This window comes from Isoptericola sp. NPDC058082 (assembly GCF_042885055.1).
Classification (GTDB): domain Bacteria; phylum Actinomycetota; class Actinomycetes; order Actinomycetales; family Cellulomonadaceae; genus Isoptericola.
Map to the genome: position 1 here is coordinate 125173 of NZ_JBHVSQ010000006.1, position 13854 is coordinate 139026.

Annotated in this window: 12 protein-coding genes and 1 tRNA gene; 6 read left to right on the forward strand and 7 right to left on the reverse strand. The window is 67.2% G+C overall.

Annotated features, from left to right (window positions below; all coding sequences use genetic code 11):
• Positions 1-72: 72 nt before the first annotated feature.
• Both ACFVS0_RS10670 and ACFVS0_RS10675 read left to right on the forward strand, forming a co-directional pair.
• Positions 73-1881, forward strand: coding sequence for a glycosyl hydrolase family 18 protein (locus ACFVS0_RS10670; protein ID WP_430587930.1), 1809 nt, complete (start codon positions 73-75; stop codon positions 1879-1881).
• 149 nt (positions 1882-2030) lie between these two features.
• Positions 2031-2120 (forward strand) — tRNA-Ser (locus tag ACFVS0_RS10675).
• A gap of 117 nt (positions 2121-2237) precedes the next feature.
• Here the strand turns inward: ACFVS0_RS10675 and ACFVS0_RS10680 are convergent.
• The 3 genes from ACFVS0_RS10680 to ACFVS0_RS10690 are packed head-to-tail and all read right to left on the reverse strand — an operon-like array spanning position 2238 to position 4233.
• Positions 2238-2747: a DUF402 domain-containing protein gene (locus ACFVS0_RS10680; protein ID WP_430587931.1), complete on the reverse strand. Its 510-nt coding sequence runs from the start codon at positions 2745-2747 to the stop codon at positions 2238-2240.
• The gene (locus ACFVS0_RS10685; protein WP_430587932.1) at positions 2731-4002 is read right to left on the reverse strand and encodes a tyrosine-type recombinase/integrase; all 1272 of its coding nucleotides are present in this window, start codon (positions 4000-4002) and stop codon (positions 2731-2733) included. The genes ACFVS0_RS10680 and ACFVS0_RS10685 overlap by 17 nt, the downstream gene beginning before the upstream one ends.
• A 3-nt stretch (positions 4003-4005) precedes the next feature.
• Entirely contained in the window at positions 4006-4233 is a 228-nt protein-coding gene (locus tag ACFVS0_RS10690; protein ID WP_430587933.1) for a helix-turn-helix domain-containing protein, read from the reverse strand.
• Between the two features lie 104 nt (positions 4234-4337).
• On the opposite strand from ACFVS0_RS10690, the gene ACFVS0_RS10695 reads away from it, so the two are divergent.
• Positions 4338-4550: a hypothetical protein gene (locus ACFVS0_RS10695; protein WP_430587934.1), complete on the forward strand. Its 213-nt coding sequence runs from the start codon at positions 4338-4340 to the stop codon at positions 4548-4550.
• Here the strand turns inward: ACFVS0_RS10695 and ACFVS0_RS10700 are convergent.
• Genes ACFVS0_RS10700 through ACFVS0_RS10715 form a run of 4 tightly spaced genes read right to left on the reverse strand, consistent with a single transcriptional unit; the run spans position 4547 to position 8380 of the window.
• Positions 4547-6091: a replication initiator gene (locus ACFVS0_RS10700; RefSeq protein ID WP_430587935.1), complete on the reverse strand. Its 1545-nt coding sequence runs from the start codon at positions 6089-6091 to the stop codon at positions 4547-4549. The genes ACFVS0_RS10695 and ACFVS0_RS10700 overlap by 4 nt on opposite strands.
• Positions 6091-7581, reverse strand: a complete 1491-nt coding sequence (locus ACFVS0_RS10705) for an FtsK/SpoIIIE domain-containing protein (protein WP_430588014.1) — start codon at positions 7579-7581, stop codon at positions 6091-6093. The genes ACFVS0_RS10700 and ACFVS0_RS10705 overlap by 1 nt, the downstream gene beginning before the upstream one ends.
• Positions 7581-7946: a hypothetical protein gene (locus ACFVS0_RS10710; protein WP_430587936.1), complete on the reverse strand. Its 366-nt coding sequence runs from the start codon at positions 7944-7946 to the stop codon at positions 7581-7583. Before ACFVS0_RS10710 ends, ACFVS0_RS10705 begins: the two co-directional genes overlap by 1 nt.
• Positions 7946-8380: a plasmid replication, integration and excision activator gene (locus tag ACFVS0_RS10715; RefSeq protein WP_430587937.1), complete on the reverse strand. Its 435-nt coding sequence runs from the start codon at positions 8378-8380 to the stop codon at positions 7946-7948. Before ACFVS0_RS10715 ends, ACFVS0_RS10710 begins: the two co-directional genes overlap by 1 nt.
• 183 nt (positions 8381-8563) lie before the next feature.
• Between ACFVS0_RS10715 and ACFVS0_RS10720 the strand changes: the two genes are divergently transcribed.
• The 3 genes from ACFVS0_RS10720 to ACFVS0_RS10730 all read left to right on the forward strand — a co-directional run bounded on the left by ACFVS0_RS10720 (position 8564) and on the right by ACFVS0_RS10730 (position 13802).
• Positions 8564-9367, forward strand: coding sequence for a GntR family transcriptional regulator (locus tag ACFVS0_RS10720; protein ID WP_430587938.1), 804 nt, complete (start codon positions 8564-8566; stop codon positions 9365-9367).
• Positions 9364-10056, forward strand: a complete 693-nt coding sequence (locus tag ACFVS0_RS10725) for an HAD family hydrolase (RefSeq protein ID WP_430587939.1) — start codon at positions 9364-9366, stop codon at positions 10054-10056. Before ACFVS0_RS10720 ends, ACFVS0_RS10725 begins: the two co-directional genes overlap by 4 nt.
• Before the next feature lie 143 nt (positions 10057-10199).
• Complete coding sequence (locus ACFVS0_RS10730) at positions 10200-13802, forward strand: hypothetical protein (RefSeq protein WP_430587940.1); 3603 nt, start codon at positions 10200-10202, stop codon at positions 13800-13802.
• The last annotated feature ends 52 nt before the right edge of the window (positions 13803-13854 follow it).

The window sequence follows — 13854 nt, forward strand, 5'->3', positions numbered from 1 at the left end:
GTCCACGCTATTGTGCAGGAGCCCGAACAAATCCTGATCCGGGTGCGCCCGGAGGAAGCAACGAGGCTCCCGATGAGACACCGACCGTCCCCGCGCCGCCACGGCGCCCTCACCCTCGCCGCGGCCGCCGCCGTCGTCGGGCTGACCGCCGGAGGCGCCTCCGCCGCCCCCGCGCCGTCGACCCCGCCCCTGCCCGGCGCGGCCTCCGTGCACGACGCCGACGGCGTCAACGGCTTCAAGACGCCCGCCTACTTCCCGGGCTGGGGCCCGCAGGACGTCGGGTTCGAGGTCGCCGACCTCCAGCGCTCCGGGGCGGTCGAGGACCTCACCCACCTCAACTACGCCTTCGGCAACGTCACGACCGACCTGGTCTGCGACATCACCGACCGCGTCGACCCCGACGAGGGCGCCATCGACCCGGAGACCGGACTGCCCGAGGGGCACATGGAGGGCGACCCGCTCAACGACTACGTGCAGCTCAAGGGCGCCGGCCAGGCCGTGGACGGCGTCGCCGACGGCGCGGGCCAGGCGCTGGCGGGCAACTTCAACCAGCTCAAGAAGCTCAAGGCGGCGAACCCCGGCCTCAAGGTGCTGATCTCCCTGGGCGGCTGGACCTGGTCGGACAACTTCTCCGAGGCGGTCAGCAGCCCGGAGAACCGGCAGCGGCTGGTCGACTCGTGCATCGACCTGTACCTCGACGGGAACCTGCCCGTCGTCGACGACCCGGAGCACGGCGTCAAGGGCGGCGACGGCGTCGCGGCGGGCATCTTCGACGGGTTCGACATCGACTGGGAGTGGCCCGTCGTGGGCGGGGAGCACCCGAGCGACCACCCGGAGGAGGACAAGGAGAACTTCCTGTCCTTCGCGGAGCTGCTGCGCGCCGAGCTCGACGCGCGCACCGCCACCACCGGCGAGGACTACCTCATCACCGGCTTCGCGCCCGCGTCGTGGGCGGGCCGCACCGAGGGCGGCTGGGTCGACCCGCGGCTCGCCGCCGTCGTCGACTTCCTCAACATCCAGGGTTACGACTACGTGGGGCCGTGGCAGGCGGGCAGCACCGGCCACCAGGGCAACCTGCACGAGTACCCCTCGTACGACGACCCGAGCCAGTCGGCCAACTGGGGCCTCGCCGCCGACGGCCTCATGAACGCCTACAAGAACGCCGGGTACCGCGGCGATCAGCTCGTGCTCGGCCTGGCCGCGTACGGGTACGGGTGGAAGGGCGTCGACGACCCGACGCCCGGCGCGCCCGCCAGCGGCGGCTCGCTGCCGTTCACGTACTACGCGCAGCTCCAGGACCGGTTCGCCGAGGGCGGCTTCACCGAGCACTACGACGAGCAGGCCGGGCAGAGCTACTACTTCAACGGCGACGAGTGGTGGACGCTCGACACCCCGCGCTCCGTGACGGCCAAGGCCGAGTGGCTCGCCGAGAACGGCTTCGGCGGCGCCTACCTGTGGGACATCGCCGGCGACGCCGACCGCGACCTCAGCTCCGCACTGGTCCGCACCTTCCAGGCCGCGACGCCCGGGCCCCTCGTCGAGGGCGACGGCGCCGCCCCCTGGTACCCGACCGGCGTCTACACGACGGGCGACGTCGTCTCGCACGACGGCGTCGAGTACGCCGCGAAGTGGTGGACGCGCGGCGTTGCCCCCGCGTCCGTGGCGGCCAAGAAGGACCCGTGGAAGGTCGTCGGCCAGCACGGCGACCACCCCGTCGCCGCCGAGGACTGCGGCCCGGCCTTCGACGCGGGCAAGACGTACTCCACCGGTGACGTCGTCTCCCGCGCCGGCGTGAACCACACCGCCCAGTGGTGGACCCGCGGCGAGCTGCCCGGCAGCGACGTCAAGGGAGCGTGGGACGCCGGAGCGCCCTGCGTCTGACGCCTCCGCATGAGGTAGTGCCTCCCGTCGCCAGGTAGTGCGCGCCGCGTACGACCGGCGTACGGGAGGCCCTACCGGACGGCCGCGGACGGCGGATTTCGGGTCTGCCGGTTCGTTGGGTATCCTCGGTGGGCCGGTTCGTCCGGCGAGGTAGCGTGTCCGAGCGGCCTAAGGAGCACGCCTCGAAAGCGTGTGTGGGTGAAAGTCCACCGTGGGTTCAAATCCCACCGCTACCGCCACCCGAAGGGCCCCACCCGCAAGATTCTGCGGCTGTGGGGTCCTTCGTCGTTCCCCGTACTCCTTTTTCACTCCGTTTTGCGGTTCTTCGTCAGCCCGGTGGGGACCGACGAGAACCGTCAGGAGCGAAGTGACCGCAGCCATGCTCTCGCCGCTCCGCCGAAGGGCTCTGCCTCCGACTGCACCAGAGGCAGCAACGCTTGCGCGACCTCGCTTGCGGTCATCACCTGGCTGTCGGTGAGGTGCCCGGACAGAGCCAGCTCGTCGAACTCGTCCTGGTCGACGATGCCGGCGCGGCCGTCGGCGCTGCGAAACAGGTCCAGCTCCAGGTCGACGTAGGACCACACGCCTCCATCGAGCCTCGGCGGTGTGCAGACATCGATCGTGAGGTCGGTCGTGTCGGTGAACCAGAAGGCGGGCAGCCACCAGGCCCCCTCCGCGATCAGCCAGACAGCATCGTGTTCCTGAGGTTCCTCGCGGCGTCCATCGGGTTGACGGACCGGGTTCCCGCTCCGCGCGCCAAGCCAGGTGCCGTGTTCGTCCTGGCCGAGATGTTCGACCGGCCAGCTGAACCGCTCCGCGCGGGTTCCGTCGATCAGCGAGACCTTTTCCTTAGACATCCTCAGCATGGGGTCCATTCTGTCCGTCCTCTACCGGTTCGAGATGCCCTTCCTGTTGTCGCAGCGGGACGCCCGACGTCGACGCCTGGGTGACGAGCTGGTCGATCACCGTCCGCAGGTCCGGGGCGACGTGGGTCCGCTTCACGTAGTGCCGCACCGTGGTGCCCTCGTCGGCGTGACCGAGCAGCGCGGTCGCGTTGGCGATGGTGGTCGAGTTGGCGACCTGCGTGGCGACGGTGCGGCGGAAGTCGTGCGGCGTGACCGTCGTGCCGATGGCGGCCTGCGCGTCGCGGAGCTGGTCGCGGATCCGGCTCGGTGCGCGCGGCGTGGCGTTCGTCGACGGGAACACGAGGTCGTCCGGCCCGCCGTCGAGCCCGAGGTCCAGCGCCTCGGTGATGGCGGCGACGACGAAGGCCGGCAGCGTGATCGTGCGGCGCGATGTGTCCGACTTGGGCTTGGACTGCCGCAGCAGCCGCCCCTCGACGCGGACGACGGTGCCGGTCACGGTGAGCGTCGGGATCAAAGCCTCGAGGTCGAGGTCCGCCTCCCGCAGTGCCAGACACTCACCGATCCGCAGCCCGGTGCCGAGCATCGTGTCCACGATCTGCGGCAGCAGCGTGATGTTCCGCCGACCGCGAGGGAGCGCGGGGCGGTTCTCCCACTCCCGCACGGCCTTGCGCAGCAGGGCGATGTCCTCCAGCCCGAGCGCACGGACCTCGTCACGTCGCGGCTTGCGCACCGTCACGGCGTCCCGCACCGGGTTGAACGGCGCCGCCCCGTACCGGACGCACATCATCATCACCTGCGACAGCACGTTGCGGGCCTGCCGGGCGGTGTCGAACTTCCGCGCCGCACTCAGCGCCATGAGCACCCGGTTTACCGCGACCGGCGTCACCTCCCGCACCCGCAGCGCCCCGAACGCCGGACGCAGGTCCCGCTCCAGCACGCCGAGGTACGTCGTCAGCGACTGCGGCGTGATCTGACCCTCGACCCGCTTCTCTGACACCCACTGGTCGAAGACGACCGTCATCCGGGACTCCGGCGTGATGGCGGCGCCACCGCTGGTCGTGCCGTCCGTGCTTGCGCTGTGCAGCTTGTCCTCCAAGCGACGCTGCGCAGCGGCACCGGACGGCCCGCGGGCCTCGTACTTGTGGAGGACGCCCGCAAAGTCGCGGTACAGCGCCTGCGCCCGCCAGACGCCGGGGGAGATCTCACGGCGGCGAATCTGCCCCCAGCGTCCCGGCTCGATGGGCTTGCGAGGCATCGGTCAGCCCACCGCGTGGTCGTCGGTAACGCGATCGAGCCAGGCCTCGACGTCGTCGGGCCGGTAGCGCAGCCGGGCGCCGACGCGGACCACGTTCGGCCCGCCACCGCGGCTCGACCATGCGTAGACACAGTGCAGGCTCACGCCCAGGTACTCGGCCAGCTCGTCCGGCGTCATCAGTCGTCGGCGGCTGGTCGTCCGGTCGATCTGGCTCACGCTCGTGGTGCTCATGATCGATACTCCTTCGCTCGGTGAATCTGCCTTCTCCGTTGAGGCCGTTCAGTGGCGGGTCGAGTTCGGAGCGAGGACAGACGGTCCTCGCTACCGTGACGTGGGTGACGAACCGGCAGCGACGCAAGCTCCTGCTCCTCGCTGGATGCCTTATCGCGCTGAGCGGCCTGCTCCAGTTGTTCGTCGCGCGGCAGCCGCTGTTCTTGGTGGTGCTGGCGTGGGTACAGCTCGTCGCCGGTATCGGAGTCGCGATTGCCGCGTATCGAGGTAACGGTGGCGGGTCCGACGATTCGGATGAGTTCCGGGGAGCGCACTAGACACCCGCAAGGATCCGCCGGACCTCGGCCTTCCACTGTGCGTACTCGCGCGCACGGGCGGCTGCGGCGTCGGCGAGGGCCTTGTCTCCGGGGTTGGTCCAGCCGGTGCCGGCGTAGGTCCAGTGCCCGATGACGAGCGTCGTGTCCTCGTCGTCGGCGAGCAGCCGGTTCTCGAGGTCGGCGGTGTCCATCGGGGCACCGTCGCGGTCGGCGTCGGCCTTGAGCTTCTGGAACCTGGCGCGGGCCCGGCGCAGCCGGCCGAGGGGGATGGAGTAGCGCCGGGACTTGCTGGAGAAGTGGCCGCGGAAGCCGAGCATGTGCGCCCACTTGGTCAGCAGCCGGTAGGGGCTGTCGGCGCACTGCCCGCACGTGCAGCCGCCGTCGTCCTCGGGGTCGGGGCCGGCGAGTCCACGGCAGGCGGTGCGGGCGCGTTCGGCGAGCCAGCGGCAGGTGCGGATGAGGCGCTGGTGGTGGGGCCGGGGCGCGTACGGGTCGGTGCCGGTGCCCTTGGTGGAGTACTTGGCGAGGTAGCCGGCCACCTGCTCGGGGCGCAGGTCGTCGGTGCCGTCGTCGTTGTCCGGCACGCCGGAGCGCACACACCGCACGTCGAGCTGCTTACCGAAACGCAGCACGCGCGGGACGTCGCCGCCGTCGACCGGGGGAGCGGTCACCACGACAGACCGAGCGGCGTCCTTGGCAGCTTGCGCCAGCGTCTCGCCATCGAGGGGTGCGGGCGAGCCGGGTCCGTCCGGTCCGTCGAGGCGGATGAGGGCGTGGAAGTGCACCAGGCCGCGCACCTGGTACTCGGCGACCTTGGCGAACTGCACCGACGCGACGTCACGCAGGGCGGATTCGGGGACGCCGAAGCGGCCGGCGACCTGGCGGCGCAGAGCGATGGTGAAGCGGCGCCACAGCTCGGGGGCGTGCCACTGCCACACGACGGCGGAGTGCCAGTCGTAGCAGTCCTCGCACAGCGGCCCGCCGACAACGGGGTCGGTGTCGGAGTGCTGGGCGGTGCACGAGCGCGGACGGCCATGCGGGCAGACGCCCGTGCCGTGGGGGCGGCAGCGTCCGCCGCGCTTGCCTCCGGTGCCGTGCACGTGCCCGAACGACGGCGCGGTGAGGGTGGCGAACACGAGCGGGCTGTCCGCGACGGCGTCGGGGACGGTCTTGCCGCCGAGCAGTCCGGCGCGGATCATTTCGAACGTGTCGCGGGCGTAGACACGGGAGCAGGCGGGACAGACGGACTCTCGCCGGTTGCCGCACGCCCGGTACAGGGTGCCGAGCGGGGCGTCGGTGGAGCTGAACTGCGACAGCACCTCACCCGTGGCCGCGTCGATCGTCGTCGAGGTGCCGTGCAGCCGGATCGGGTGGGAGCAGTAGCCGGTGCGGGCAGCCGCTTCGGCGAAGGCGCCCGTCGTGCGGTCCCGCAGGCGAGCCACGATTCCAGCAGCCTGCGCGTCGTTGAGACCGGCCAGGTCGAGGGGAGCCTCGGGGGAGTGCCCCCAGAAGCCCTCTCCTGCCACCGTGGCCGCGTTCATCAGGCGACCTCGGCGTCCCGCTCGACGGTCGACCTGCGAGGCGATCGCTTGCGCGGCGTGCGCGGCCGCGGCGCCGTCTCGACGGGCTCGCCTGGAGCCTCAGACTGGACGTCGTCGCCCGCAAGAGAGTCCGCCTCAGTCTCGGCGGGCAGCCGCGGCACAGGCGGTGCCGGGTAGGTGGCGGCAACCATCCGGATAAAGTCGTCGGCCCAGTAGTCCGCGCGGACGCGCTCGACGTGGCCGTCGTCCCCGACGAGGTACCCGGCGCCGGGCATCGTGGTCGCGACGTGGTGGGCCGGCGCGGCAGCGGCCATGCCCTCTCCGAGGACCATGCGCGTCTCGGCCGCCGACGCGAGGCGCAGCGCGATCGTCTGGGTGAACAGGTCCCGCATGCCCACGGTCTCCTTGCGCGGGTCCTGCACGAACGCGACGACCATGACCCCGAACGCGCGCCCCTGGGTCAGGATCAGCTTCAACAGAGTCGCGGCCTCGTTGACGACGTCCTTGGAGGCGTAGGCGGTGAGCACGGCGAGTTCGTCGATCATGAGCACGTGGACGGGGTCGCCCGGTGTCGGGGTGAACGTGCGCGACAGGCCACGCATGAGGCTCTGCCGGTTGATGATGACGCGGTGCAGGTCGCCGAGGAGCCGGACGGCGTCGGGCTCGTTCATGGCCACGTGGGAGAACATCGGCGCCCCGACCGAGACCTCGACGCCGCCCTTGAGGTCGACGCCCCACAGTTGCACCATCCCGGCGTGAGAGGCCGGGGCCAGGTTCCCCGCGATACCCCAGAAGATCGACCCCTTCCCCGACCCCGAGCGGCCGACAACGAGGGTGTGCCGCGCCGCGAGGTCGAGACGCCACGGCGACCCATCCGAGCAGCGACCGACGGTGACCCCGCTCGTCTCGATCACGGACGGGATGATCGGCAGGGTCGGCACGTGCAGCAGCTCGCGCATCGTGAGCGACAGTTCGAGCCAACCACCTCCGATCCGGTGGGTCTCGACCGCCTCGGCCCCGACCGACGTCGCGATGGCCTCGGCCGCGGCGGCGACGTCGTCGACGGTGTGCCCGACGCGAGCGCGGACTCGGAAGGTGAGCGTGTTCCCCGAGGTGCGCACACGGCGCAGGCGGGGGATCACCCGTGCCCCGTCGTCGGAGTCTGAGGTCGCCAGGCCGCAGCGGTCGGCGATCGTCGGCCAGCGCTTGCGTAGGTGATGGCGCCAGCCGCGACGCCGGATCGGCCCGCCGAGTACTGCCTCATAGGTCAGCGGGTGCACGACGGACCAGACCGCGCGCAGCAGGCAGAACGCCGGGACGCACCACATCACCGCGTAGCCGGCCACCTTGTGGTCGAGGATGAGCAGGACGTTGCCCAGCACGACGCAGGCCAGCACAAGCCGCCAGGACCGCAGCGTCCACCAGATCAGGTGCCACACCGCCCCGGCGACCGTCCGGATGACGGCCCACGCCGTGCCGAGCGTGTCCATCACGCCGCCTCCGCCCCATCAGACGGACGGTCGTCCAGGTCGTCCCACCACGGCTCGACCGGAGGGAACGCCCGCACCGGTCGGACGAGCTCGCCCGAGTAGTGCACCGCGAACCGCGGCTCGACCCCGGACATCGAGGACCAGACCGTGAACCCTCGGGCGTGGTCCTCGGGCGGGTACTCGGTCACCTCGCCCAGGGACAACAGGCGGGCCAGGTGCTCGGCATCCGCCTGAGAGTCGACGTGCACGCTCACGCGCGTGCGTCCGAGGGCGAGGTAGCCGACCCGGCCTCCGACCCACTCGACCAGATCCCCGGCGACCTGCAGCAGCTCGGCGGGAGCGAGCCCGCCCGTGGGCGCGGACATCAGGCCGCCGCCTTGGCCGTAGGCGGCTTCGCGTCGGTGCGGTCCTGCCCTGGAGCGACCATGCCCGACGCCCGGAACGACCAGGACAGGCGCGGCCGCGGGCCCGAGTCGTCGATCCACGGCAGCGCCGTCAGGCCGGTGAACTCCACCGGCGTCCACGGCAGGGGAGAGGTGTTCTTCGGCGGGACCGGCTGGACCTCGGCCGCGAACTTCACGTTGACGCCGATGTCCTTGCGGTTCGCGTCGTCGTCGCCGTCGATGACCGTGCACTGCCACAACGGCAGCCCGGTCTCCTTGTCCCGCTGCTGCGGACGTGATCCGTCGGCCCGCTTCTCGCCGTTGAAGTCCGCGACCGGCTCCACGTAGCCGCGCAGGAACGCCCCGTTGGGGAAGACCATCGCGTGAGCGATGGGGAAACGCTTGGCGATTGCCATCGTCTGACTCCCTGCATCTCGTGACTAGGTTGACTAGTCATGTGGTTGGACTCACTCAGGATGCATGGCTTGGCTAGTCATGTCAACGGATCGAGCAAGGTTGGCTGACTTGGATGGGCAACGGGTCCTAGGGTGGACGGCATGAGTCTCGATCCCGACGACCCGCGACCGCCCTACCTCCAGGTGGCGACGGCGCTCCGCGCTGCGATCCTCACGCGCAAGATCGAGCCGGGGGACAAGCTGCCCAGCCAGAACGAGCTGGCCGAGCGTTACGGCGTCTCGCGGATGACGATCCAGCAGGCGCTACGTGTCCTCAAGGACGAGTCGCTCGTCGTCTCCCGCCAGGGCAGCGGCGTCTTCGCGCGCGAGCGCACGGAGAAGCCGGTCGGCCTGCGGCCCCACATCGAGAAGGCGTTCGAGGCCGACGAGGTCAGCATCGACTTCCTCGGGTACACCGCCGAGACCCTGCACGGCGCGATCGCCGAACCGCTCGACAAGATCCGCGCGGGTCGGCTCACGCCGAAGTCGATCCGGATCCGCATCTTGGTTTCGGACATGACCCAGCCGCTCGCACTGCCCGTGGCGGTCGACGGCGTCGAGCGTGACTCGGCCGCCGCGCGAGCCCGGATGGCAGACCTGAGCACTCGCTACATCGGCGGTGTCACCGACGCCGTGCAGGAACTCGCAGACCTCGGTCTGGTCCCTGACGCCACGGTCGAGACGCGCCGCTTCGCCGGTGCCCCGATGTTCAAGGCGTACGTCATCAACAGTGCCGATGCCTTCTTCGGCTACTACCCGGTCGTCAAGCACGACGTCCGGACAGCGGGCAGCCAGGTGTCGATCTACGACCCGATGGGCAAGGACACCGTGCTGTTCCACTGGACCGACGACGGCGACATCGAGGCCGTCGACACTCAGTTCGTCATCGAGACCCGCAACTGGTTCGACAGCGTCTGGAACACCATCGCCGTCGAGGACGCCAAGTGACTGACGCCCGCACGCTGCTCTGGTCCGCACGCGCCGTACTGCTCGATTTCGACGGCCCCGTGACGCCGCTCATGCCGGCCCCGCTCAACATGCAGGCCGCCGACGCAGCACGCGCAGCACTGGCCCGACATGGCATCGACGCTGCCGAGATTCGCGACACCTCCGACCATCTCGCGATCATCCGCTGGGCTGGCACCCATGCAACCGAAGCGCTGTCGGCCGTGGAGACCATGTGCATCGAGGCAGAGACCGAAGCCGCCCGAACGTCGCAGCCGACCGCGGGCGCACACGAGCTAATCGCAGCACTCGACCAAGCAGGCGTGCCAGTCGTCATCGTCACGAACAACGCCGCAAGCGCCGCACGGATCTACCTCGATCGGTGGGACCTCACCGCGCATCTGCGCGGAGTTGTCGGACGCCCCGAAGGGCGGCCTCACCTGATGAAGCCAAGCACTCATATGGTCGAACGAGCGCTCCGGCTCGCCGACGCCACCCCTCGTGAAGCAGTCTTGATCGGTGATTCGGTCTCCGATGTTCAGGTAGCTCATGCGGCACGGATTTGGTCACTCGGCTATGCCAAGAATCCGCGCCGAGGCCGAGAGCTTGCCGCTGCCCGCGCCGATGCTCTCACGTCAGCGATCGGTGAACTCCTCCCCCAGGTGAAGCGGTCACACCGGCATATATCATAAAACCTCGTGAAATCGCGAGCGGTGCCGAACAGTAAGGTCTACGTCACGATGAATGAGCATGGAGGGTACTAATGCAATCCACTGCGGGTTCGGCATCGGCTGGCGGAGCGCGCGCCGCAGGCGGAATCTCGAACCAGGCACGCGTGACCGCATGGGCCGCTTCCTACCTCTTATCGGGCCAACCCCTGCCCGCCGAGTTCGGACGCGTGGGCGTTCCTATATCAATTGGTGCGGAAACGGCTTTCGAAGTGGACGACGTTGCCGTCACGACAGACGACTCTGTGTTGCTGATTCAAGCGAAGGGCGGGCTGACGCTCCGCAAAGAACCGACCGCGGACATCGCAAAGGCAATCGGCCAGGTAGTGCGACAGTTCATCGCCGGAGTCCCAAGCGGCACTGGAACACGCCCCCTCGATCCCGAACGTGACATCTTGGCAATCGTGGGCGACGAAAACACCAGTCAACCTGCTAGAGCGATGACCGTCGTTTGCGACAGACTCCGATCCTTACCAGCCAACGTCCTGATCGACTCGACTGCTCGGACGGCTGTCGAAAAGCGAGCCCTCAACTGCCTCATGAGCAATATAAAACACGCATGGCGGGAAGTGACTGGACGTGAACCCCTAGACTTTGAGATTCGAGGGGTTACGTCAGTACTGTCGATAAGGGCCCTTGATCTCGTCAGTGGAGAAGCGTTGGCAGCAGTAAAGCGGACGCTTGAGGGTTCACTGCTCAAAGCTACCGACGTCGATCGCGCATGGGCCGAGTTGTGCCAAATAGGTCTAGAGTTAGCCACCGAGCAACGCTGGCTGGATCGCAACGGCCTCGTGCGGAGTCTCACCGTAGATGTCGGACCTGAACGGCGCCTCGCTGCAGACATCCGACAATTACGCGAAAGCACGCGTACAACGTTGACCGCCATATCCCGACACGCGACGCTCCGGCTCGCGGAAAAGGAAATCTCAGTCCGGCGCCAGCAGGTTGACCTACTACTCGCGGACGATGCCAATTGTGTCCTGGTCGGTGTTCCGGGATCGGGCAAGTCTGGAGTTCTCGCATCCCTCGCCGACGAACTCGGGCGCTCTGGCCAAGACGTCATCGTCCTGGCAATCGACCAGCTAGGGCTGAGCGCTGGCTCGGCGAGGACCGAACTTGGCCTCAACTTTGATCTTTCCGCCGTCATCCGCGGGTGGACGGGGGCGGGGAGCGGTACTCTCATCCTCGACGGACTAGATGCGGTTCGGAGCGAGGCCAGTGCTTGGCTGCGGGAACTGTGCCTATCGCTTGAGGATACGCGGTGGCGTGTGGTGGCGAGCATACGTGAATTTGACCTGCGTCACAGTAGGGAATGGCAAAAGGTGTTCCCCGGTTCGCCGCTCGCCGACGAGAATCTGGATCAGACCCTGGCGTCGGTCAGACACATGCGCATGAACCCGTTCTCCGACCAGGAACTATCGAATCTTTCGGAACAGAGTGCAGACGTCTCAACTTTGCTACGGAACTCCTCCGAGGGGCTACTTGAACTACTAAGAGTGCCGTTCAACCTCAGCATAGCTGCCGACCTGCTTAGCTCGGGGCAGTCACAAGAGTCGCTGTCAGCGTTGGCGAGCGAAGTCGAACTGCTCGATCGATACTGGCATGCGCGGATTGCCGACGTGGCTGACGGCATTGGCCGGCGCCAGGTGGTCCGTCGCGTAACTCGAACAATGCTTGAATCGCGCCGTCTGAGCGTCGACTCTGATGCCCTCGCTGACGCACCGAGTGCCCCGTATCTTGCGCTACTCCGCGATGGAGTCCTGGCGGAATCCAGCGGAATCCTTAGATCTGGTGGCCGCGCCCGAGTTGGATTCTCACACCATACTCTATTTGATTTTGCGGTCGCCACGCTGGTCTTCGTTGAAGATGACCGTTCGCGTCTCAAAGCGGAACTCGACTTGGACCCCAACCTCGTCTTCCTAGCACGGCCGAGCATCGATTTTCACTTAGCGGACCTTTGGCGCGCCACGAGTGATCACAATCTGTTCTTTGAAGAAGTCTTCAAGATTGCGGAATCTGACCATGTGCTCGCTGGCATTGCAGCCGGTTCGACATTTCTCAGCGGACTAGACGATCACCCAGACACCCAAGACCTATTCTCGCGGCTCGAACTGATGGCGGACCGCGAACGCGTCGCCACAGTTATCGCGTGGATAGTGGGCGCGATGGAAGCGGCGGGCGGGATCGAGATTGAGATTGAGAGAATCCGGTCCCGGCTGTCTGTTTGGGCAGCGTTCGCTGGACGTCTTAGTACGATGCTGTCGACCGAATACAATCGGGCACTTGCGTATCAAGTGTCACGGCTTCACCTGCAGCTCGACACGGTCGTCGAACTAGGCCAAGGCCCGGACGATGCCGAAGAAGTGCGTGCAAGCGCTGTTCTAGGCTTGCTGTCTCTCGCCCTGGCGGAGCCAGAAGCTAGGGGATGGCTGATCGTCAATCTAGCCCGCCTTCTCCCTAAAGCCCTCGCCGTGCAACCCGCGTCGTCCGGCACGGTGCGCGAACTCGCGAGCCCTGCGCTACTCGAAATACTGCCATCGCGCGTTTACTGGGCACTCGTCGATGAGATCGCGATCTTGGCGCAGGCAGATCCCGAAGCGGCGACTGACCTTCTAGTCGGAATTTGGGAGTACTCTCCTGATAGTGATGAGGTTACGACGCTTTCCGCGGGGGTCGTGGGACTCACTAGCACACGGCGCCAAGACGCGAACCACGTTAAGTGGCAGATCGGGGAGGAGTTCGCGGATTTCGCTATTGCCGCGGGAGTTGAGCGTGCGTCACGCGTTCTGGTGGCGGTGTCCGGGTCGGCTGAGGGCTATTCTTCCAGATTCTCCTATGGCATCACGTTCGGTGACGCTCTCGGTACTGTCCAACAGGCTTTCGGAACGTTACGGCACGAACCTGGTATGGGTGCCGGGCAGAAGATTCTTGATTCCCTTGTAGCGGCACTTGCTGATGCCCCATCTGATGATGTGCGCGCAAGCCTGACCGTCCTTACTCGGTCCGTCTCGCATCCGGCCATTTGGCGTTCAATCCTCTCGGCAGCAGCACAACACCCCAGCGACCTCGGTCGGATCGTGCTACCGGTCCTCGAAGCCGGGGGGCTATTGGCGAATCCCGACACGAGGCGTTCTGCAGTTGGATTGGCCGTGGCGTGCGCAGCGTGCAGTTCGGATGCTTGGGTCGAACTCGAGCGAGCGCTATTGCGCGCGATCGATATCGTGTCTGAGAATCGTCACGTTTCGGACGTTCTGTGTGATGAGGTGCTGGCCGTATTCCCGCCGGAGATGCTTTCGGACCCGCAACTCAAGCTCCGGCGTGCTGCGCTCAGTAGCATCGATGTGTCAGCTATTCCAGAACCCTCTGAGTTCGAGGAGGCTGAATGGGAGGACCGGACGGGCATCGACGAAAGCGACTTGACCGGACTTGATTCGAAACGTCAAAAGTTGGGCCGTCTGCTTATTTCGGCGCTAGAGACTTTCCGAAGTACTGATAGTCCAGATGCAGGCCCGCTCTATGATGCACTTAAGTCGAACCTGGAAGCTGCTGAGTATTTGCCAGATGAGCCCAGCGCTCTAGTGTCGGCAGTAGTTGATGCCTGCGATGCGTTGGTCGGTAAATCAGCATTGAGTCCGGACGATCCGGTCGCCATTCGCGCCCTTGAGTTGATTCTTGCGGTATCGAGTGACGAGAAGGGTGCGCTGGCATGATGGCATGGAGTGCAACGAATGCCCGGGCCGCTGGCCTTGTGCTAGTGCGCCT